Raw genomic sequence first — 20843 nt, 5'->3', positions numbered from 1 at the left:
GAGTACGTCCTACTTTCAGTAGGAAGAGTCCGTGCAACCCGGGCCTGGCGCTCCACAGTCGGAAGGGTCCGGCACCACACAGGTGCCGGACCCTTTCGCATTCCCCGCCCCGGTGACAAGGGCCGCACCCGCCGGCCCGGTCGCCCCCGATCCACGATTCGGCACACCGGCGTTGAGCTGCTAATCTTTCTTCTGTCGCGAGGAACATGATTCCTCGCCAGGCGTCAGCGGTACTACCAGAGTACGTCCTACTTTCAGTAGGAAGAGTCCGTGCAACCCGGGCCTGGCGCTCCACAGTCGGAAGGGTCCGGCACCACACAGGTGCCGGACCCTTCCGCGTTCCCCATCCCGGCGAGGACGGCAACGGCCCTCCCGTACCGGTGTTGATCTTTTGTCTACCAACTGGCGATGCAATGACGCCACGGCCCGCGATCCGGCCGTGTCGAGCATCCAGTTCGGAGAACCCATGGAAAAGCGCCGCTCTCACCGCCGTTACCTGAGCGCCCTCCTGGCCTTATTCATGTCCCTGGGCCTCGTCGGCCTCCTCGCCCCGGCCGCGAGCGCCGAAGCGGACTCCTCGTGGCTGTCGTTCACCGCCGACAAGCGGCCGGACCTGTGCCTGGACGCGTCCAACGGCACCGGGCCCAAGGTGCAGCTGTGGACCTGCAACGGCTCCGACGCGCAGATCTGGTACTGGAACGGCGGCCTCTACCAGATCCGGAACAAGGCGACCGGCAAGTGCCTGTCCATGGAGGGCGGTCGGACGGACCAGCAGACGCCGCTGGTCCTCGACGCCTGCTCGAACCGGAAGAACCCCACGCAGAGCTGGTGGTACTACAACTCCAAGGGGACGCCGATCTACACCACCGAGGGCAACAAGCTCTGCGTGGACATCCCCAACGGCAACTTCGCCGAGGGCGTCCAGCCGTGGGCGTACGGGTGCAACAACTCCGACGCGCAGAAGTTCAACGCCGAGTGGCCCAAGGCCGTCAGCGACAAGGACTGGCTGCAGGCCTGCGCCCAGGGCTACTTCCCGGGCGACCCGAACAACACCGCCAACTGCACCTACCGGAGCGAGAGCTACACCCAGGGCTTCACCGACTACCAGCGCGGGGAGACCCACAGCAACTGCGCCCCGGGAAAGACCACGGCCGACACCATGTCCCTGAGCTTCCGGCAGTCGCGGACCTCCGAGGACAGCACGTCCGTCTCGGTGGGGCTGTCCACCTCGCCGGGGATCCTGGGCTCGCTCATCACCAAGGTGTCGCTGAGCATCGAGACCCAGTACGGGCACAAGTGGTCCTACACCAACGAGTACACCGGCACGCGCCAGGTGACCGTCAACCCCGGCCGGAAGGGCGCCCTCTACGTGCGCGTCGCGCACGCCGACAGCACCGGGACGTACACGGTGACGCTCAAGAACCCGGTCAACGGGGTCGCGAAGCGCGAACTGCGGAGCAGCGTCAAGCTCAACGCCCCGAGCGACGTCAACTGGTACGAGACCGCCTCGTACGAGGTCGGCTGCGGGCAGGAACTCCCCGCCACCGTCAACGACATCCCCAGCGGCGGCGGTGACCGCGGCACCCACGGCGCGGGCAACAACGGCCAGCGCGGCGGCCACCCCGACGGCTCCTGGGTCACCCTCGTCAACCAGGGCACCGGCCGGGCGGTCGACTCCGCCAACGGCGCCTTCGGCGACGGCAACAAGATCCAGGCCTGGAACCAGCACAACCCGAACGAGGCCTCCCAGGGCTGGCGGCTGGACCGCAAGGGGGACACCGGCGACGGCGTCCCGCAGTACGCGCTCACCAGCCGCCTCCGGGACGCGCAGGTCCTCAACCTCGCCGGCTCCAACAACCGCGACGTCCAGCTCTACCACTGGGACGCCACCGCCAACGGCATGTGGGCCTTCTTCGGCAAGGGAGACGGCTGGTACGAGGTCTACTCGGTGGCCGAGCGGAACAAGTGCCTGACCGACAACGGGTACGGCAACCAGATCACCATCGAACCGTGCACCGGGCGCGCCGAACAGCGTTGGGGCACCTACCTCTACTGACCCGGACCACCCGGCCCCGGCGTTCGCCGTCGTGGGCCGGAGCCCCCGGGACACGAACCCGCCCCCGCCGGATCCGCCGGCGGGGGCGGGAAGGTGTCGCCGGAGGCTCAGGGGGCGGCGGGGGCAACCACGTCCCAGAGCTGACGCGGGCTGTCGTCACGGAGCGCCTTCACCACGTTGGCGCCGTTGCTCTGCGCCGCGATGACGTAGTCCTGGTCCGTGGCCTCGGCGATGACGTACCTGTCGCCCGTCCGGTCGATCTGCCACTGCTGGGTCGGGATGTTGGGGTTGCACGCGACGAGCGGGATCGGCGTGCCGGGCTCCGCGAACGCCTGGAGGCACTTGTCGGGCTTCCCCTTGGACTCGATCAGGTAGCCGCCGGGGGTCGGGCGGAGGATCCAGTCCTGCCAGACCGTGCCGTTGGCCTGCCAGGTGATGGCGTCGGTCCCGTACTTGGCGGAGTCCAGGAAGCCGTTCACGGACTCGTTGTAGAAGCGCACTTCCTGGCCGCCGACGCGCACTTCGCCCGCCGAGGCGGGCGAGGCCGAGGCCACCGCGCCGGTGACGGCCAGGGCGGCGGTCGCGACGGCGGCCGCCTTCTTGATGCTGAACAAGGATTTCTCCTTCTGCGAGGGTGATTCCTCGAATTCCGTGACCGCGTACAGGGCCACGGAGCCGAGGGAACCACCCGCACCGGGCCCCCGCAACGGCAAGTAACCCGGGTGGAGTCAACGCACGAATCGCATTGCCCCGTCTGCCGCAGCGCGGAGTTGCGCCCGGGCTCCCCCTCCCTCCGGCGCAGTCCCTCGGCTCACCATTACGCCAGTCCTATTTGCGCATGATCAGAAAAAGGCCTGATCTCATCCTCTGCGAATTCCCGGAACGGAAGCCGGTTTTCCGCCACCGGGGGCCGGGGTAGGGCCGAGACGTTCGCATCCCGACCGTTTCATCATCACGGCGGGCGCGAAATCCTTGATGCTTTCTTATCGGAAGGACACCCTCATGCACAGGACCCTCCGCAACGCCCTCGCCACCGTCATCGTGACGGGTGCGCTCACCACCGCCGCCGCCCCCGCCGCCCTGGCCGCCGAGCAGACGCCGCCGACCGCGGGGGTGCAGGCGGAGCTCCGCAACCCGAAGACGATCAAGGTGGCCGACTACAACCAGGCCCGCGGCACCCTGATCAACGCCGGCAGCAAGACGGCCGCCAAGTCCCACCCGGCGCACGGCACGAAGGACGTCCCGGTCTCCCACGGCGTCAGCCTGCTGGCGGAGGCCCGCGACGAGTTCCGCGCCGCCGACAAGAACCTGCCGGCGAGCCAGAAGAGGTCCGACATGTCGATCCCGCACTACAACGCCATCCACAACGCGGCCAACACGATGCACATCGACACGTGGTGACACCGCCCCGCTGAGCCCGAACGCCCCGGCCCTCCCCCGGACTTCGGGGGAGGGCCGGGCCGGCCTCAGCCCTCCGGGGGCTTGGGCTCCTCCCGGGGCGCGCTCAGGCTGCCGTCCGGGTGGACGTCGAAGACCGTGAGCTTCTTGCGGCCGGTGATGGTGATCCGGTCCGGGCCGGACCAGTCGGCGCGCACGAAGTCGCCGCCCCGGGTGTCCCAGATCCCCATGCTCCAGTGGCGGGCCGACCAGCCGCTGCCGGCCACCAGCTCCACCCGGTAGATCGGGTCGATCGAGGCCATGTTGGTCATGGTCAGCACCCGGTCCGGGTGGCCCGGGGCGGCCGTCCGCGCGGTCCGCCCCTCGCCGCTCACGAGCGCCAGGAACGCGATCAGCGGCCCACCGAAGACCAGCGCCACCATGGCGACGGCGCAGCCGATCTGCGACACCCAGGTCCGGAACTCCATCCCGATGTACAACGCGACGGCGGTCAGCACGACCGCCGTCCCGACCAGCAGGACCGGGTGGTCGAGCCAGCGCTCGACCACCACGAGCCCTCCCGACCGGGACTCGTACCGACCCACCGCGTAGGCCAGCAGCGCCAGGAGCGCCGCCCCTCCGAGCCCCCACGCGATCCTTCTGCGGCGTACCGCTGTCACCTTCGCCCCCCGGCGGTTCTTGACCGAACTTTGGCGCGGACCCTACTACAGGCCCGCTACCGCGGCCGGGGCGTGGAGGACGGGCCGGCCGGCGTCCCGTCCTCGCCCACGGTGAACACCTGGATCTCCTTCTCCGAGGTCACCGTGATCCGGTCCGGGCCCGACCACTCGGCCCTGAGCAGGCGTTCGCCCGGCCCCCTGGCACCGAGGGACCAGTGGCGCGCCGACCAGCCGCTGCCGGTCAGCAGCTCCACCCGGCGGTCCGGCTCGAACGAGTCGGCGGCATCGGTGAAGACGAGCACCCGGTCCGGGTGGCCCGGGGCGGCCTCCCGCGCGGTCCGCACCCCGGAGTCCCCGGCCGCGAGCGTCGACAGCGCGAGCGGCACCCCGAGCAGGACCAGCGCCACCAGGCCGCCGGCCAGGCCGACTTGCGACTCCGGCGTACGGAAGTCCAGCTCGACGATCAGCGAGACCAGCACCAGCACGACCGCCGTCCCGACCAGCAGGACCGGGTGGTCGAGCCAGCGCTCGACCACCACGAGCCCTCCCGACCGGGACTCGTACCGACCCACCGCGTAGGCCAGCAGCGCCAGGAGCGCGGCCCCTCCGAGCCCCCACACGATCCTTCTGCGGCGTACCGCTGTCACCTTCGCCCCCCGGCGGTTCTTGACCGAACTTTGGCGCGGACCCTACTACAGGCCCGCTACCGCGGCCGGGGCGTGGACGACGGGCCGGCCGGCGTCCCGTCCTCGCCCACGGTGAAGACCTCGATCTCCTTCTCCAAGGTCACCGTGATCCGGCCCGGACCGGACCACTCGGCCCTGACGAAGCCGTCGTCCTCCTCCCAGGTACCTAGGCCCCAGTGACGGGCCGACCAGCCGCTGCCGGCCACCAGCTCCACCCGGTAGACCGGATCGATCGAGAAGGCGACGTCGGTGACGCTCAGCACGTGGTCGGAGCGGCTCGGGTCGGGCTTGCGGTCGACCAGCCGGCCGTCGCCGCCGAAGACGTACGCCAGGCCGCCGACCGCCGCCCCGATGACGAGCAGCGGCGACAGGACGGCCGCGAAACCGATCTGCGCCCACCTGGTGCGGAACTCGACCTGGGCCACCGCCGAGGCCATGGCCAGGGTGACGGCCGTGCCGAGCAGCAGCACCGGGTGGTTCAGCCAGCGCTCGACCTCGACCAGCCCGCCCTGGCGGGAGGAGAAGTAGCCCGGCAGGTACACCAGGAAGGCCGCCAGCGCCGCGCCACGGAGCCACCAGACGACCTGCCCGCGGCGCGTCACCGTCATTTGCTCCCCCCGGAGTTGCCCTTTGCCGGGACTTTACTACGGGGGTGCCGGGCGGCCCGGACGGCGGGTGCTCCGCTGTCCGGGCCGCCCGGCCCCTGGTCACTGCGTACTGGTCACCCGCCCCGCCGGCCGTACCCCCGTCACCGCCGGTAGAAGACGCTCCGCGACCAGAAGTAGCCGACCAGCGTCAGCGCGGTGCACCAGGCGAGGGCGATCCAGGCACTGGTGCCGATCCCGGTGCCCAGCAGCAGCCCGCGCAGGGTCTCGATCATGGGCGTGAAGGGCTGGTACTCGGCGAACCAGCGCAGCGCCGTGGGCATGGAGTCCGTCGGCACGATGGCGCTGCCGATGAAGGGCAGGAACTGCAGCGGCATCGGCATGTTGCTGGCGCTCTCGACCGTCTTGGCCACCAGGCCGATGCCGGCCGATATCCAGGTCAGGGCGATGGTGAGGAAGAGCAGCAGCCCGGCCGCGGCCAGCCACTCCACCGGTCCGGCGTTGGGCCGGAAGCCCATCGCGAGGGCCGTGCCGACCACCAGCACCAGCCCGATCATGGTCTGGATGACGCTGCCGACCACGTGCCCCGCCAGGAAGGCGGAGCGCGAGATCGCCATCGTGCGGAAGCGGTTGACGATGCCCTCGGTCATGTCGGTGCAGATGCCGATCGCGGTGACCAGCGCCCCGGACGTGGCCGCCATCAGCACGATGCCGGGCGTGACGTAGTCGATGTAGTGGCCGCCGCCGATGCCGGCGCCCAGCGTGCTGCCGTAGGCGTAGTTGAAGAGCAGCAGCATCATGACCGGCGTCACCACGACCGCGAAGGTCAGGGACGGGTACCGCAGCGCGTGCTTGAGGTTGCGGCGCAGCATGGTCAGCGAGTCGCCGAGCGCGTGGCCGGCGGTACTGGTGGCCATACGCGTGGCCGTGTGCGTGGCCGTGCTCATCGCGAGCCCTCCCCGGTCAGTTGCAGGAACACGTCGTCCAGGTCGGCCGTCTCCACGACCAGCGACTCGGCCTGCACGGACGCGTTGTCGAGGGCGTCCAGCACGGCCTTCACCGTGAGGACAGAGTTGTCCCCCGGGATCTCCAGCCGCAGCGCCTCGGTGTCGGCCGTGGCGTACGGGAACAGGGCGGCGGCGGTGGCCAGCGAGCCGGCGTCGGCGAACCGGAGCCGGATCCGCCCGCCGGGGGCGTACCGCTTCAGCTCCTCGGCCGTGCCCTCGGCGACGATCCGGCCGCCGTCCAGGACGGCTATCCGGTCGGCGAGTTGGTCGGCCTCCTCCAGGTACTGGGTGGTGAGGAAGATCGTCACCCCGTGGTCGGCGACCAGGCTCCGGATGATCTCCCACATGGTGCGCCGGCTGCGCGGGTCCAGCCCGGTGGTCGGCTCGTCCAGGAAGATCACCCTCGGGTCCCCGACCAGGGTCATCGCGAGGTCGAGCTTGCGCCGCATGCCGCCGGAGAAGGTGGCGACGGCCTCGCGGGACGCCTCGGTGAGGTCGAAGCGCCGCAGCAGCTCCTCGGCCCGCCTCCGCCCCTCCCGACGGCGGAGGTGGTTGAGGTCGGCCATCAGCAGCAGGTTCTCCTCGGCGGTGAGCAGGTTGTCCACCGCGGAGAACTGGCCCGTCACCCCGATCGCCTTCCGCACCCCGTCGGCCTCGCGTTCCACGTCGTGCCCGGCCACCCGGGCCGAGCCGCCGTCGGCGGGGATCAGGGTGGAGAGGATCTGCACGGTGGTGGTCTTGCCGGCGCCGTTGGGCCCGAGCAGGGCGAACACGCTGCCCGCCGGGATCTCCAGGTCGATGCCCCGCAGGACCGCCTTGTCCCCGTAGGACTTGGTGAGCCCCGTCGCCGAGACCGCCGGGAGCGAACGGACCGCCACGTCCGCCGGGGCCGCCGCGTTCGCCGCCATCACGCCCGCCGGACGATGACGTTGCCGACCTGGGTGCGGCCGCGGACCTCGACCGTCTCCACCGCGTCGCCCGGGCCCTTGGTGGGGCCGAGGTCGTTGCGGACGCCGCCGACCTTGCTGTGCACGTCGAGCCAGGCCGCCGTGCCCTCCGCGATGCCGACCTCCACGTCCCCCACGCTGGTCTGCAGGGTGACCTGGCCGCGGACCACCCGGCCGACCCGGATGTGGCCGTGCGCCGACTTGGCGGTCACGTTCCCCTCGGCCTGGCCGACGTGGATCCGCCCGTTGGAGGCGTTGGCGTGCAGCTCGCCGCGGACCTCGTCGATCTCGGTGTCGCCGCTGCTGTTCTTGACCGTCAGCCGGCCGCCGACGGAGCCGATCTCGATCCGGCCGGCTCCGGAGACCTCGGCGTCCCAGGCCGTCCCCCCGAGCCGGATGTCCCCGAAGCCGCTGTCGAGCCGGGCGCTGTCGGCGTGCTCGACCTGGATCCGGCCGAGCGAGGTCTTCAGCCGGCAGGCGCCGAGCGCCCCCTCGGTGACGAACTCGGCCATCGGGGACTCGCTGTGGACCTCGGAGCCGACCGGCAGCTCGACCAGGATCTCGACCGCGCCCTTCTTGCCGCTGAAGACGGAGCGCTGCTTGGGCGCCTTGATGCCGAGCCGGCCACCCGAGAAGTCGACCTGGGTCTGCTCGGCGGCCTTGACGTCCGCCTCCTTGGCCGGGTTGGCGGGCCGGACCTCGACCACGGCGTCGGTGCGCTTGCTCGCCTTGATCCAGACCGAGCCGATGTCGAACTCGAGGATGGCGGAGATCGGTCCGTCGGTCTCGTACGTAGGCATGGCTGTCCCGTCCTCTTGACTCGTGTGGGTGTCCCCGCTGGTCGGAGCGGGGGTGACGTCGAAGGTGCAGAAGGTGGTGCGGGAGGTGCTGCGGACGCTACGGAGCTGTCAGTGGACCCAGCCGGTGAAGCCCTGGCCGCCCATGCTGCGCGGGACCCGGCTGCCCGGGTCGGCGACCGGCCGGCGGGCCGGCTCACCGCCCTCCAGGGCGCCGGCCAGGGCCCGGACCAGCCAGGCGTTGAGCGAGAGGCCGGCCTCGACGGCGGCCTCCTCCGCCCGGGCCTTGAGGTGGGCGGGCAGCCGGAGGTTGATCCGGGCGGTGCCCGTCTCGTCCGACTCCGGCGCCACCGGAGGCACCACCGGTGGCACCACGGGCGGCACGACTGGTGCCACCGGCGCCGACGGTGGCGCCATATCGCCGTGGAAGGCATCCGATCCGGGCGGCGCCGTCACCACGAACTCCGGGTCGAGTCCGCGCAGGCGCACGTCCACCGAGCCGGGGGCGAGGTCGCGGGTGACCTCGCCCATGGCCGCCGACAGCGCGTTGAGCAGGGTGAGCCGCACGGCCGACTCCAGCGGGAGCGTCAGCCGCTCGGCCAGCGCGCGGGCTTCGTCCCCGCCGGTGGCGGCGGCCACCGCGAGCTCGTTCCGGAGGTTTTCCACATATGGCGTGAGGTCCATGGCCGTAAGCATGGCACAGCGGTGGCGCCATGTCGAGCATTTATGGCACCACTGTGGCGCCATCACCCGAACGGCGGTGGCGCCGACCCGCACCGGAACACGGAACCGCCCCGCCGACCCCCGGGAACGAGGGGGTCGGCGGGGCGGTTCACCAGGGGAAACGCGGACCGCGGGAAGGTCAGGCCTGCTGCCAGCCCGCCAGGTAGGCGTCGATCTCCCCGGTCAGCCGGGTCTTGCCCGCCCCGTCCAGGAAGGAGGCCTCGACGGCGTTGCGGGCCAGCCCCGCCACCCCGGCCTCGTCCAGGCCCAGCAGCCGCGCCGCCACCGCGTACTCGGTGTTGAGGTCGGTGCCGAACATCGGCGGGTCGTCGCTGTTGACCGTCACCAGCAGTCCGGCGTCCACCATCCGCTTGATCGGGTGGTCCTCGATCCGCTCCACGGCCCGGGTGGCGATGTTGGAGGTCGGGCAGACCTCCAGCGGGATGCGGTGCTCGCCCAGGTAGTCGAGCAGCGCCGGGTCCTTCACCGCCTGGGTGCCGTGCCCGATGCGCTCGGCGCCGAGCATCCGGATCGCGTCCCAGACCGTCTCCGGCCCGGTGGTCTCGCCCGCGTGCGGCACGCTGTGCAGGCCGGCCGCCCGGGCCCGGTCGAAGTACGGCTTGAACTGCGGGCGCGGCACGCCGATCTCCGGGCCGCCCAGGCCGAAGCTGACCAGGCCCTCGGGGCCCAGCTCGGTGGCCAGCCGGGCGGTCTCCTCGGCGGACCGCAGCCCGGCCTCGCCCGGGATGTCGAAGCACCAGCGCAGCACCACGCCGAGCTCCTTCTCGGCGCGCAGCCGGGCGTCCTCGATCGCCTCCATGAAGGCGACCTCGGGGATGCCCCGGCGGACCGAGGAGTACGGGGTGATGGTCAGCTCGGCGTACCGGATGTTCTGCCGGGCCATGTCCTCGGCCACGCCGTAGGTGAGCGCGCGGACGTCCTCGGCGTCCCGGACCAGGTCCACCACGCTGAGGTAGACCTCGATGAAGTGCGCGAAGTCGGTGAAGGTGAAGTACTCGGCGAGCGCCGCCGGGTCGGTCGGCACCTTGGAGTTCCCGGCGTACCGGGCGGCCAGCTCCGCGACGACGCGCGGCGAGGCCGAGCCGACGTGGTGGACGTGCAGCTCCGCCTTGGGCATCCCGGCGATGAACGCCTCGATGCTCCGGTCGGTGGAGCCGATCCGGCTGGTGTGGGGGACGATCCGACTTCCGTCCGGCTGGACCACGGTGGTTCCCTTCTTCCTTCTCCGTGCTTCTACGCGCGTATCGCGAAGTTCGGCCCAGGATAGGCCCACGCCGGGGGCGCCGTCCCCGGATCACCCCCCGAGCGCGACCGCCACGGTGTGGATCAGCAGCCCGGCCAGGGCGCCGACCACGGTGCCGTTGATCCGGATGAACTGGAGGTCGCGGCCGACGTTGGCCTCGATCTTGCGGGAGGCGTCGTCGGCGTCCCAGCCCGCCACCGTCTCGGAGATCAGCGAGGTGATCTCGGTGCGGTAGGTGTCGACCAGGTACTGGGCGGCGTCCTGGAGCCAGCCGTCCACCTTGGCCTGGAGCTTGGGGTCGGTGGCCAGGCGCTCGCCGAAGCGGCGCACGCCGTCGCGGATGCGCCGGCGCAGTTCGCTGTCCTCGTCCTCGGCCGCGCCCATCACCAGGGTGCGCACGGCCGCCCAGGTGGAGTTGATCAGGTCCTGCACCTCGGGGCGGGCCAGCAGTTCGCCCTTGGCCCGCTCGACCCGGGCGATGGTCTCCGGGTCGGTCTGCAGCTCGGTCGCGAAGTCGGCGAGGAAGTTGTCGATCGCGCCGCGGGCCGGGTGGTCCGGGTCGTCCCGGATCTCGGTGACGAAGCGCATCAGCTCCTTGTAGACCCGCTCGCCGACCTGGTGGTCGATGAACCTGGGCGTCCAGCCCGGGGTCTTCTGGGTGACCTTCTGGACCACCTCCTCGTGGTTGGTGGTCAGCCAGCCGTGCGCCCGGACGGCGACCAGGTCCACCACCCCGTGGTGCCCGCCGTCCGCGACCACCTTGCCGAGCATCCGGCCCATCGGCTCGGCCACCGAGGTGGCCGCGGCCCGCCTGGTCACCGCCTCGGCGACCACCGCCCGCACGTCGTCGTCGCGGAGCACCGCGAGCAGGCCGCGGAGCGCCGCCGAGGCCTCCTTGGTGACCCGCTCGGCGCTGCCCGGCGCGGCCAGCCACTCCCCCAGCCGGCGGCCGATGCCGAGCGCCGCCAGGCGGCCGCGGACCACGTGGCCGGAGAGGAAGTTCTCGCCGACGAAGTCGCCGAGCGAGCGGCCGAAGGCGTCCTTCTTGGTCGGGATGATCGCGGTGTGCGGGATCGGCAGGCCGAACGGCCGGCGGAACAGCGCGGTCACCGCGAACCAGTCGGCCAGCGCGCCGACCATGCCCGCTTCGGCGGCGGCCGCCACGTACCCCGCCCAGGGGCCGGCGCCGGCCGCCTTGGCCCAGGTGGCCAGGGCGAAGACCAGGGTCGCGAAGGCCAGCAGGCCGGTCGCGATGGTCTTCATCCGGCGGACGCCGCGTCTCTTCTCCTCGTCGGCCGCGGTGAACCGGACTCCGGGGCCGGTCCCGCTGAAGGCATCGTCACTCACCCCGCCAGTCTGCCCGTTGCCCGGCGCGGACGGGGGCGCGCATCGCGATCACGCGCCCCGGGGGCCTCACGGGGCCGGGCGAGGAGGGGCCTCACTCCCCGCCCAGCACCATCCGCCGCACCTCCGCGCCCGCCCAGCGCTTCGGGTCCGTGCACCGCCGCCCGTCCAGCAGCACCCGAACCCCGGGCAGGTCCACCGGCGCCAGGTCCCGGTACTCCGGGTGGTCCGCCTGCAGCACCGCCGCCACCACCGGCTCCCCGCCGTACGGCGGCAGCCCGAGCGCCGCCAGCTCCTCCGCCTCGTACAGCGGGTCGCTGACGTACGGCCGCGCGCCCGCCGACCGCACCGCCTCGACCAGCGGGAACACCCCGGAGTACGCCGTCTCCTTGACCCCGCCCCGGTACGAGGCGCCGAGCACCAGCACGCCCTGCCCGGCGATCCCGCCCGGCACCGCGCCCGCCAGCACGCCCACCGCGTACCCCGGCACCGCCAGGTTGGCCTCGCGCGCCGCCCGGACCACCGTCGCCCCCGGGTCGTTCCACAGGTACAGCCGCGGGTACACCGGGATGCAGTGCCCGCCGACCGCGATGCCCGGCCGGTGCAGGTGGCTGTACGGCTGCGAGTTGCAGGCGTCGGCGATCTCCGCGAAGTCCACCCCGACCTCGTCCGCGTAGCGGGCGAACTGGTTGGCCAGCGCGATGTTCACGTCCCGGTACGTCGTCTCGGCGAGCTTGCTGAACTCGGCCGCCTCCACCGAGGCCAGCTCCCAGACGCCGTTGGGCCGGGGCAGGTCGGGGCGCGGGTCGAAGTCCAGCACCGCCCGGTAGAACTCGGCGCCGCGCCGGGTGGAGGACGCGTCCAGGCCGCCGACCAGCTTGGGGTAGCGCCGCAGGTCGGCGAAGACCCGTCCGGTACGGACCCGCTCCGGGCTGAACACCAGCGCGAAGTCCGTCCCGGCCGCGAGCCCCGACCGGGCCGACAGCCGCGGCGCCCAGCGCTCCCTGGTGGTGCCGACCGGCAGGGTGGTCTCGTAGCTGACCAGGGTGCCCCGGCGCAGCCCGGCCGCGACGGCGTCGGTGGCCGCGTCCAGCAGGGCGAAGTCCGGGCTGCCGTCGGCGGCGGTGACCAGCGGGACGACCACGACGACGGCCTCGGCCCGGGCGACCGCGGCCGCGGTGTCGGTGGTGGCCCGCAGCAGGCCCTCGGCGACGACCCGCTTGAGCGCCTGGTCCAGGCCCGCCTCCCGGGGGAACGGCGGCACGCCCCGGTTGACGCTGTCCACCACGCCCGGCGCGATGTCCGCGCCGGTCACCCGGTGGCCCTTCAGCGCGAACTGCACCGCCAGTGGCAGGCCCAGCTTGCCCAGCCCGACCACGCAGACGTCCAGGCTCATCCCCGTCCTCCGTTCACCGAGTCGGCCAGCCGGCGCCACGCCGGGTTCCTCCGCAGCCCGCGCCGCACCTGCTCCGGGACGAGACCGCGCCACAGCTGCCGCGCCAGGTCCAGCGGCCCGGCGGCCGCCTCGACCTCCGCCACCGCCGCCTCCTCCCGCAGCAGGAACAGCTCGTCCGGCAGACCGAGCCGGGCGTCCCGGAACGCCGGGTAGCCCGCGTACTGCCGCCGTCCGTCCACCACCACCGGCGGATCGCCGTGCGCCGCCTCGTAGCGGACCTGGTCGCGCAGCGCCTCCGGCCGTACCGCGCAGGCGAGTTCGAGCCGCACCCGCTCGGCGACCGGCAGCCGGTGGTACACCTCGCGGGCGCCGAACCGCTCGACCAGCCGGGCGGTCTCGACGCACACCCGCTCCTGCATGTCCGCGGTCAGCAGCAGGAAGCCCTCCCGCAGCAGCCGGGGCACGTCCCAGCCGAAGCTTCGGGCCCGGATGGCGTCCAACTCCTCGCCCGGCTCGGCCAGTTCGACGGCCACCTGCTGCAGCGCGGCGATCCCGCGCAGCCGGTCCAGCACCCCGGCCCGCTCGGTGACGTTGCCCCGGTCCTCGCGCAGCACCAGGAAGTAGCAGTCGTAGGAGGCGAGGACGGACACCCTGGCCGCCCGCAGGCAGGCCTCCAGGGTGAACGGCTGGTCCGAGAAGACCTTCAACCCCTCGTCGCGGCGCAGCCCGTGGCGCCGGACGAGGTCGAGCCGGAACAGCTTGGTGTCGGCCAGCGCCCAGGCCAGCGCGGAGTCGGCGAAGCCCACCGACTCGGCGTCGGCGTGGAAGATCCCCTGCGGCACCAGCCGCCCGTTCACCCCGACCTGCTTGGGCACCACCACGTCCGAGCCCCAGGCGTCGGCGGCCGTGACCAGCCGTTCCAGCGCCTCCTCGCCGAGCCAGTCGTCCGCGCCGAGGAACAGCACGTAGCGGCCGCGGGCCAGCTCCAGGCCACGGTTGGTCGGGCCGGCCGGGCCGCCCGAGTTGGACTGGTGCACCACCGTGAACAGCCCGGGGTGGCGGGCGGCGTACTCGTCCAGCAGCTCCCCGCCGCCGTCCGTGGAGCCGTCGTCCACCGCCACCACCTCCAGCCGCCCCGGCGCCAGGGACTGCCCGACCAGCGAGTCCAGGCAGGCGGTGAGGTACGGCATGGTGTTGTAGACCGCGACCACCACGGTCACGTCGGGTACGGCCATCGGGTGGCGGGCCTCCGGTTCCGGACATCGGCGAGTGATGCCGGGTCAACTCACGGTGGGGGCCGGGGGTCACGACGATCACCCACACCGGTGACTAGGAACCGAACGCACCCCCGGCCGTCGCACGGGTGAGCGACGGCCGGGAAGGCGAACCAGGACCCGGCACCCGTCAGCCGATCGCGACCTCCGCGTACATCCGGGCGATCACGTCCTCGATGGCCGGCTCGCGCACCGACAGGTCCACCAGCGGGTAGCGCGCGGCGACCGCCGCCACGATCGGCGCGGCGCTCTCCTGGGCCGGGAAGGCCAGCCACTGGCGCGACCCCTCGACCCGGGTGACCCGGGCCCCGGGCACCTCGACCGGGTGCCCGAGTTCCTGCGCGAGGTCCACCACCAGCGTCCGCTCGCTGCGGCCGGTGGCGTGCAGCCCCTCCAGCCCGCCGTCGTACACCAGCCGGCCGTGGTCGATCACCATCACCCGGCCGCAGAGCTGCTCGATGTCGGTCAGGTCGTGGGTGGTGAGCAGCACGGTGGTGCCCCGGTCCCGGTTGACCTCGCGCAGGAACTCCCGCACCCGGCCCTTGCTGACCACGTCCAGGCCGATGGTCGGCTCGTCCAGGTAGAGCACCCGGGGGTCGTGCAGCAGCGCCGCCGCGAGGTCGCCGCGCATCCGCTGGCCGAGCGAGAGCTGGCGCACCGGGGTGTCCAACAGCCCGCCGAGGTCGAGCAGTTCGACGCAGCGGTCGAGGTTCTCGCGGTACCGGGCGTCCGGGATCCGGTAGATCCGGCGGGCGAGCTCGAAGGAGTCGCGCAGCGGCAGGTCCCACCAGAGGGTGGTGCGCTGGCCGAAGACGACGCCGATCCGGCGGGCCAGCGCGACGCGCTCCCGGGCCGGGTCGACCCCGGCCACCCGCAGCCGTCCGGAGCTGGGGACGAGGATGCCGGTGAGCATCTTGATGGTGGTGGACTTGCCGGCCCCGTTGGGCCCGATGTAGCCGACGCACTCGCCGGCCTCGACGGTGAAGCCGAGCCCGTCCACCGCGCGGACCTCGCGCCTGGCCCGGCTGAACCGGCCGGTGCGGGTCCGCACGGTGAAGGTGCGGTGGACGTCCTGCAGTTCGATCAGTGCCATGGGGTTCCTCACGAAGCGAAGCGAAGCGAAGCGGCGGGGGTTCAGCTGCCGGTGCCGCGGTAGGCGCGCAGCCCGGCCCGCCAGGCGAGTCCGGCGGCGAGGACGCAGACCGCGGCGGCCACCGGGGAGGCGAACTGGAAGGCGGTGGGCAGGCCGAGCGGGTCGGGCCGGTCGAGGATGCGCAGCGTGGGCAGCCAGTTGACGAAGGCCAGCGGGACGCCGAAGACCACCGCGGCGACCAGCTCCTTGGCGAAGATCGTCGGCGGGTAGTGCAGCAGGGTCGCGCCGCCGTAGGTGAAGGAGTTCTGGATCTCCTTGGACTCGCCCCACCAGAACTGGACGGTGGCGCCGCCGACGTAGACCGCGCCGAAGATGACGGTGCCGCAGAGCAGCAGGACGGGCACCAGCAGCACCCGGTCCCAGGTCCAGTGCACGTCCAGGGCGGTCAGCGACCAGACCAGCACGGCGACGGCCTGGAGCGGGCGGCCGAGCCGGCGCAGCGTGAAGCGCTCCGCGCACAGCTGGGAGAGCGCGGGCGCGGGCCGGATCAGCATGGTGTCCAGCGAGCCGCTCCGGATCCGCGCGCCCAGGCCCTCGGCCGAGCCGACCAGCAGGTTGGCCGTGCCGAGCGAGAAGGCCGCGGTGGCGTAGAGGAAGGCGGTCTCCGGCAGGCTCCAGCCGCCGAGCCGGTCGGTGTGCCGGAACATGATCACCAGCACCACGAAGTCGAGGGAGTGGGTGACCAGGCTGGCCACCAGGTTCAGGGCGAAGGAGGCCCGGTAGGCCATCATCGAGCGCATCCACATGCGGGCGCAGAGCCACCAGGAGCGCAGCGCCCAGGCGGTGCGGGGCCCGAAGGACTCCTGGTGCCCGAGGGAGTCGCGGGGCCCGAGGGGCTGTCGCACGAACTGCTCAGCCACCCTGCACCACCACCCTGCGGGTGGCCAGCCACTGGGCGCCCCGCCCGGCGGCGAGCAGCACCGCCGCCCAGCCGAGCTGGAAGCCGAGCGCCCCGAGCAGCGCGGCGCCGCCGGTCCGCTCCAGGAAGACGTCGGTGGGGACGTTCACCAGGGCCGACCAGGGCAGCACCCGGCCGAGGTCGCCGAGCCAGCCGGGGAACAGCGCGACCGGCAGCAGCATCCCGGAGAAGAACATCGAGACCACCAGCATCACCGAGCGCACCCCCTCCGAGTCGTGCAGCCAGAAGCCGGTGATCGAGACCAGGAACCGCAGCCCGAAGCTGACGATCACCGCGAGCAGCGCCGAGAGCAGGAAGAACGCCCAGGTCAGCGGGTGTTCGGGCAGCCGGATGCGGAACACCAGCGCGCCGATCAGCATCGGCACGGTGCCGCGCACCAGCGCCTGGAAGCCGGCCCGGCCGAGGTCGGAGGCCAGCCACCAGCCCTGGAAGTCGACCGGGCGGTAGAGGTCGACGGCGATGTCGCCGCTGCGGAAGCGGTCCTGGAGGTCGTCCTGGAAGCCGCCGCCCCACACCGCGACGGTGACCAGCAGGCTCTGGCTGACCCAGATGTACGTGACGGCCTGGCTCTGGTCGTAGCCGCCGAGGCCGGGGCGGGCCTGCCAGAGGGCGAGGAAGGAGGAGGCCAGGATGATGCCGAAGACGGTGTTGGTGAAGGTGCCGGCCACGGTGGCGGCCCGGTAGGTGGAGTAGCGGCGGAAGGCGCCGCGGGCAACGGCGGCGTAGAGCATATTGTCTCCTTGTCGACAAATATGGGCAGAGGGAGGCGCCCCCCGACATCCGCGCACGCCCCAACGGCTCCGACCGGCCGTACCCGGGGGGTGCCGGGCCTGGCGGGCGGAGCTGCGGAAGTCGGTGCGCCGGAAAGCCGGTGCACTGGAAGGCCAGTGCGCCGAAAAGTCGGTGCGCTATGCGGTTTTCACCTTTCACCGTACCTCCGGCCCGCACCACCCGCACCCGGTTTTTCCGACCTGAGCCGACGTCAAATAGCAGATAATCTCGGCATGACCTTGAGCACCCGCCGCCAGGCCAAACGGGCCGCCCGCCGCGAGGCCCGCCGTGCCCTCCCGCTCTGGCGCCGGCTCCTGCCCACCTGGCGGATCACCCTCGGCACCCTCACCGCGCTGCTCCTGCTCGCCGCCGGCGGCTTCGCCGTGCTCTACGTCATCGTCCCGGTGCCCGACCCCAACGCCCACGCCGTCGCCCAGAACAACATCTACCTCTACGCCGACGGCACCACCGAGATCGCCCGCACCGGCGCCGTCAACCGCACCGACGTCACCATCGACCAGATCCCGCTCCCGACCCAGCAGGCCGTCGTCTCCGCCGAGGACCGCACCTTCTACCAAAACCGCGGCATCGACCTGAAGGGCATGCTCCGGGCCGGCTGGAACACCCTGCTCGGCAAGGGCATGCAGGGCGGCTCCACCATCACCCAGCAGTACGTCAAGAACTACTACCTCACCCAGGACCGCACCATCGAGCGCAAGGGCCGCGAACTGCTCATCGCCCTCAAGGTCGACCAGCAGCGCGACAAGCGCGAGATCCTCGCCGGCTACCTCAACAGCAGCTACTTCGGCCGCGGCGCCTACGGCATCCAGAGCGCCGCCCACGCCTACTACGGCGTCGACGTCTCCCAACTCACCCTCGGCCAGGGCGCCTACCTCGCCTCCCTGCTCCAGGCCCCCAGCCTCTACGACGTCAAGACCGCCACCCCCGCCAACCGCGAGAAGGCCGTCGCCCGCTGGAACTACGCCCTCGACGGCATGGTCCAACTCGGCTTCCTCACCCCCGCCGACCGCGCCGCCACCACCTTCCCCGACCCGATCGACCCCCAGCCCGCCACCGGCCTCGCCGGCCAGGCCGGCTACCTGGTCGGCGTCGCCGACGACTACCTCGTCTCCTCCGGCACCATCGACGCCGCCACCCTCAAGGCCGGCGGCTGGCGCATCACCACCACCTTCGACAAGCCCCGGCAGGACGCCTTCGCCAAGGCCGTCCAGGAGCAGCTCACCGGCGAACTCGACCCCCAGGCCCGCCCCACCACCGACACCGACGTCCGGGTCGCCGGCGCCTCCGTCGAACCCGCCACCGGCCGGGTCGTCGCCGTCTACGGCGGCCCCGACTACGCCAAGCAGCCCTACAACGACGCGCTGCGCCAGGACAACCAGATCGGCTCCACCTTCAAGCCCATCGACCTCGCCGCCGGCCTGGTCGCCCAGCACGACCTCGACGGCCGCCCGATCACCACCGAGTCCCGCTACGACGGCACCAGCGAACGCCCCGTCACCGGCGGCCCCACTCCCTACGCCCCGCCCAACGAGGACGGCGTCGACTACGGCAACATCACCCTGCGCTACGCCATGGTGAAGTCCGTCAACTCCGTGTACGCCCAGGAGGGTGTGGACGCCGGACTCGCCCGCGTCCGGGAGACCGCCGTCAGACTCGGCATCCCCGACAGCGTCCGCGGCATGGACCCGGCCAACACCTCGATGACCCTCGGCACCGCCACCCCCAGCGCCCTCGACCTGGCCGGCGCCTACGCCACCCTCGCCGACCACGGCCAGGCGCACACCCCCTGGTCCGTCCTCAAACTCGAACGCGTCAACCCCGGCGGCGCCGTCGACGTCCCCAAGATGCCCGAGCACAACCCCACCGACGCCCTCGACCGGGAGATCGCCGACTCCGTCACCGACGTGCTGCGCGACGTCATCAGCCCGCGCGGCACCGGCGCCGCCGCCCTCGACCTCGGCCGCCCCGCCGCCGGCAAGACCGGCACCACCGACTCCAACCTCTCCGCCTGGTTCGCCGGCTACACCCCCGAACTCGCCACCACCGTCGGCCTGTTCCGGGAGAACCCGAAGACCCACGCCAAGGAACCGCTGGCCGGCACCGCCGGACTCAGCCGGATCAACGGCGGCGCCTTCCCCACCCGGATCTGGACCGCCTACACCGCCGCCGCCCTCGACGGCACCCCCACCCAGGACTTCGACCTCCGGACCGGACACGGCGCCACCACCGCCACCCCCTGGCCCGGCGTGTCCGCTAGCAGCAGCCCCAGCGCCACCGCCCCGACCACCGCCCCGGCCGCCGGCGGCGAACCCGCCACCACCGACCCGGCCCCCGGCACTCCCGCGGGCCACACGCCCAGCGCCCCCGCCGCCACCGGCCAGCCCCCCACCGGCCCCAACACCCCCAGCCCGCAGGCCACCAGGCCGACGACCACCGACCCGGAGCAGCCCAGCCCCACCCCGAAGCCCACCCTGGTCCAGCCGACCCGCCCCACGGCCCTGCCCAGCGCCACCGGCGGCCCCGCGAGCCACCCGGTGCCGCCGCCCCCGACGCCCTGAGCCCCCGATCGGCTCCCGGTCAGCCCCTGAGCTCCTTCTCCAGCGGGGTGCGGAACCGCGGCGTCACCCGCACCCCGCCCAGCCAGCCCGCCAACCGCTCCGCCTCCGCCGCGACCGCCCGCTCCGCCTCCGCCCCGGCCCCCCGGAACAACCGCCACACCACCTCGCCGTCCGCGCGCTGCGTCCAGCCGCCCACCACCTCGCCGCACCACCACACCGTCGGCCCGGCGTTGCCCGCCCGGTCGAACAGCGCCGGCACGTCCTCCGGCCGCAGGTACCAGTCCCGCCCGCGCCAGCCCATCACCGCCGGGTCCAGCGCGGGCAGCAGCGCCGCCCACGGCTCCGGCTCCGCCACCGGCCCCTCGTCCCCCGGCAGCACCAGGGCGGGCGCCCCGCCGGCCAACGCCACGTCCAGCGCCCCGAGATCGGCCAGCGCCCGGCGGACGTCCCCCAGCGTCCAGCCCGTCCACCACTTCACGTCCTCGACCGTCGCCGGCCCGTACGCCGCCAGCCAGCGCCGCACCACCTCGGCCTTCGCCTCCCGCACCGGCACCTCCGGCCACTGCGGCACCAGCGCCCACGGGTAGCTGCTGCTCAGCCACGACCCGCGCGGACGGCAGCGGCGCACGTGCCCGTCCGAGGCCAGCAGCCGCAGCAGCCGGCTGCCCACGCTCTGCCGCGCCTCGTACGCCTTGCCCGCCGACATCAGCATCGTCTCGCGCAACTGCGGTACGTCCTCGGAGAGTTCCTTGGTCGTCGCCTCGCCGCGCCCGGCCAGCGCGGCCAGCACCTCGCGCTCCGCCTCCGCCAGCCGGGCCTCGTCCCAGCCCTCGGCGTGGTCCCGCAGGTGCTTCAGCAGCGTCGCCCGCTCCTTCGCCGCGATCGCCCGCGCCGCCGCCGAACTCACGTACGGGGCCAGGCCCTCCGTCACCGCGAAGATCGTCCGCCGCATCGACAGCAGCTTCACCAGCGAGACGTCCTCGTACAGCGCCCGGTCCACCTCCGCCGCCGAGGGCTCGGCCAGCCGCGCGCAGGCCGACAGGTACACCGTGGCCGCGTCCGTCGCGTGCAGCCCGACCACCGCGTCGGCCACATCCTCCACCCGCGCCGCCCGCACCGACGGCGCCAGCAGCTGACGCCGCCCCAGCCTGGCCCGACGCTCCCCGTCCCCGATCACCGGCACACTCATGCCGGGACCCTAGCGCGCGGCACCGACAACGCCCCCGATCCCCGCGGCGGACCGCCATGTCGCGGACCCCCGCCGC

General features: G+C 72.8%; 19 protein-coding genes. 3 read left to right on the top strand and 16 right to left on the bottom strand.

Annotated elements, in window-relative coordinates:
• Nucleotides 1-520: 520 nt before the first annotated feature.
• Entirely contained in the window at nt 521-2056 is a 1536-nt protein-coding gene (locus ACFVU7_RS26475) for a ricin-type beta-trefoil lectin domain protein (RefSeq protein ID WP_388047431.1), read from the top strand.
• 107 nt (nt 2057-2163) lie between these two features.
• Here the strand turns inward: ACFVU7_RS26475 and ACFVU7_RS26470 are convergent, their stop codons facing one another.
• The gene (locus ACFVU7_RS26470) at nt 2164-2670 is read right to left on the bottom strand and encodes an RICIN domain-containing protein (protein ID WP_380743791.1); all 507 of its coding nucleotides are present in this window, start codon (nt 2668-2670) and stop codon (nt 2164-2166) included.
• 388 nt (nt 2671-3058) lie between these two features.
• Here ACFVU7_RS26470 and ACFVU7_RS26465 point away from each other — a divergent pair, with 388 nt between their 5' ends.
• Nucleotides 3059-3457, top strand: a complete 399-nt coding sequence (locus ACFVU7_RS26465; protein WP_198959475.1) for a hypothetical protein — start codon at nt 3059-3061, stop codon at nt 3455-3457.
• Between the two features lie 65 nt (nt 3458-3522).
• On the opposite strand, the gene ACFVU7_RS26460 is transcribed toward ACFVU7_RS26465, so the two are convergent.
• The 14 genes from ACFVU7_RS26460 to ACFVU7_RS26395 all read right to left on the bottom strand — a co-directional run bounded on the left by ACFVU7_RS26460 (nt 3523) and on the right by ACFVU7_RS26395 (nt 16959).
• Nucleotides 3523-4113 carry a hypothetical protein gene (locus ACFVU7_RS26460; protein WP_388047429.1) on the bottom strand — a complete coding sequence of 197 codons (591 nt, stop codon included), beginning with the start codon at nt 4111-4113 and terminating at the stop codon, nt 3523-3525.
• 56 nt (nt 4114-4169) lie between these two features.
• Nucleotides 4170-4733: a hypothetical protein gene (locus tag ACFVU7_RS26455; RefSeq protein WP_388047428.1), complete on the bottom strand. Its 564-nt coding sequence runs from the start codon at nt 4731-4733 to the stop codon at nt 4170-4172.
• A gap of 83 nt (nt 4734-4816) precedes the next feature.
• A complete protein-coding gene (locus ACFVU7_RS26450; RefSeq protein ID WP_049650298.1) occupies nt 4817-5407 on the bottom strand; it encodes a hypothetical protein in 591 nt (196 codons plus the stop codon).
• 140 nt (nt 5408-5547) lie between these two features.
• On the bottom strand, nt 5548-6321 hold the full coding sequence (locus tag ACFVU7_RS26445; RefSeq protein ID WP_259316612.1) for an ABC transporter permease: 774 nt from the start codon (nt 6319-6321) through the stop codon (nt 5548-5550).
• Between the two features lie 26 nt (nt 6322-6347).
• A complete protein-coding gene (locus tag ACFVU7_RS26440) occupies nt 6348-7319 on the bottom strand; it encodes an ATP-binding cassette domain-containing protein (protein ID WP_388047550.1) in 972 nt (323 codons plus the stop codon).
• Nucleotides 7319-8158 (bottom strand): DUF4097 family beta strand repeat-containing protein, encoded by an 840-nt coding sequence (locus tag ACFVU7_RS26435; protein WP_049650301.1) that lies wholly within the window; start codon nt 8156-8158, stop codon nt 7319-7321. The genes ACFVU7_RS26440 and ACFVU7_RS26435 overlap by 1 nt, the downstream gene beginning before the upstream one ends.
• Nucleotides 8159-8266: 108 nt before the next feature.
• The gene (locus tag ACFVU7_RS26430) at nt 8267-8839 is read right to left on the bottom strand and encodes a toxin-antitoxin system HicB family antitoxin (protein WP_388047426.1); all 573 of its coding nucleotides are present in this window, start codon (nt 8837-8839) and stop codon (nt 8267-8269) included.
• A gap of 178 nt (nt 8840-9017) precedes the next feature.
• On the bottom strand, nt 9018-10058 hold the full coding sequence (locus ACFVU7_RS26425) for an adenosine deaminase (protein ID WP_369808275.1): 1041 nt from the start codon (nt 10056-10058) through the stop codon (nt 9018-9020).
• A 135-nt stretch (nt 10059-10193) separates the two neighbouring features.
• Entirely contained in the window at nt 10194-11489 is a 1296-nt protein-coding gene (locus ACFVU7_RS26420; protein WP_259316613.1) for a DUF445 domain-containing protein, read from the bottom strand.
• 91 nt (nt 11490-11580) lie between these two features.
• Complete coding sequence (locus ACFVU7_RS26415) at nt 11581-12876, bottom strand: nucleotide sugar dehydrogenase (RefSeq protein ID WP_049650311.1); 1296 nt, start codon at nt 12874-12876, stop codon at nt 11581-11583.
• Nucleotides 12877-12878: 2 nt separating this feature from the next.
• A complete protein-coding gene (locus tag ACFVU7_RS26410) occupies nt 12879-14117 on the bottom strand; it encodes a glycosyltransferase (RefSeq protein WP_053111993.1) in 1239 nt (412 codons plus the stop codon).
• A 169-nt stretch (nt 14118-14286) separates the two neighbouring features.
• Nucleotides 14287-15249 carry an ATP-binding cassette domain-containing protein gene (locus ACFVU7_RS26405; RefSeq protein WP_074005054.1) on the bottom strand — a complete coding sequence of 321 codons (963 nt, stop codon included), beginning with the start codon at nt 15247-15249 and terminating at the stop codon, nt 14287-14289.
• Between the two features lie 41 nt (nt 15250-15290).
• On the bottom strand, nt 15291-16169 hold the full coding sequence (locus tag ACFVU7_RS26400) for an ABC transporter permease (protein WP_388047425.1): 879 nt from the start codon (nt 16167-16169) through the stop codon (nt 15291-15293).
• Nucleotides 16162-16959, bottom strand: coding sequence for an ABC-2 family transporter protein (locus ACFVU7_RS26395; RefSeq protein ID WP_074005053.1), 798 nt, complete (start codon nt 16957-16959; stop codon nt 16162-16164). The genes ACFVU7_RS26400 and ACFVU7_RS26395 overlap by 8 nt, the downstream gene beginning before the upstream one ends.
• Before the next feature lie 273 nt (nt 16960-17232).
• On the opposite strand from ACFVU7_RS26395, the gene ACFVU7_RS26390 reads away from it, so the two are divergent.
• Complete coding sequence (locus ACFVU7_RS26390) at nt 17233-19578, top strand: transglycosylase domain-containing protein (RefSeq protein ID WP_388047423.1); 2346 nt, start codon at nt 17233-17235, stop codon at nt 19576-19578.
• Nucleotides 19579-19597: 19 nt separating this feature from the next.
• On the opposite strand, the gene ACFVU7_RS26385 is transcribed toward ACFVU7_RS26390, so the two are convergent.
• Entirely contained in the window at nt 19598-20767 is a 1170-nt protein-coding gene (locus tag ACFVU7_RS26385) for a winged helix DNA-binding domain-containing protein (RefSeq protein WP_388047422.1), read from the bottom strand.
• Between the last annotated feature and the right edge of the window lie 76 nt (nt 20768-20843).

The organism is Kitasatospora sp. NPDC058046 (genome assembly GCF_042885595.1).
GTDB lineage: Bacteria > Actinomycetota > Actinomycetes > Streptomycetales > Streptomycetaceae > Kitasatospora.
This window is presented reverse-complemented; position numbering and strand designations above follow the sequence as displayed.

Coding starts and splice junctions, on each gene's coding strand:
- ACFVU7_RS26465 (WP_198959475.1), top strand. CDS start 3,059: ATGCACAGGACCCTCCGCAACGCCCTCGCCACCGTCATCGTGACGGGT.
- ACFVU7_RS26410 (WP_053111993.1), bottom strand. CDS start 14,117: ATGGCCGTACCCGACGTGACCGTGGTGGTCGCGGTCTACAACACCATG.
- ACFVU7_RS26405 (WP_074005054.1), bottom strand. CDS start 15,249: ATGGCACTGATCGAACTGCAGGACGTCCACCGCACCTTCACCGTGCGG.
- ACFVU7_RS26445 (WP_259316612.1), bottom strand. CDS start 6,321: ATGGCCACCAGTACCGCCGGCCACGCGCTCGGCGACTCGCTGACCATG.
- ACFVU7_RS26395 (WP_074005053.1), bottom strand. CDS start 16,959: ATGCTCTACGCCGCCGTTGCCCGCGGCGCCTTCCGCCGCTACTCCACC.
- ACFVU7_RS26475 (WP_388047431.1), top strand. CDS start 521: ATGTCCCTGGGCCTCGTCGGCCTCCTCGCCCCGGCCGCGAGCGCCGAA.
- ACFVU7_RS26450 (WP_049650298.1), bottom strand. CDS start 5,407: ATGACGGTGACGCGCCGCGGGCAGGTCGTCTGGTGGCTCCGTGGCGCG.
- ACFVU7_RS26440 (WP_388047550.1), bottom strand. CDS start 7,319: ATGGCGGCGAACGCGGCGGCCCCGGCGGACGTGGCGGTCCGTTCGCTC.
- ACFVU7_RS26435 (WP_049650301.1), bottom strand. CDS start 8,158: ATGCCTACGTACGAGACCGACGGACCGATCTCCGCCATCCTCGAGTTC.
- ACFVU7_RS26430 (WP_388047426.1), bottom strand. CDS start 8,839: ATGGACCTCACGCCATATGTGGAAAACCTCCGGAACGAGCTCGCGGTG.
- ACFVU7_RS26390 (WP_388047423.1), top strand. CDS start 17,233: ATGACCTTGAGCACCCGCCGCCAGGCCAAACGGGCCGCCCGCCGCGAG.
- ACFVU7_RS26385 (WP_388047422.1), bottom strand. CDS start 20,767: ATGAGTGTGCCGGTGATCGGGGACGGGGAGCGTCGGGCCAGGCTGGGG.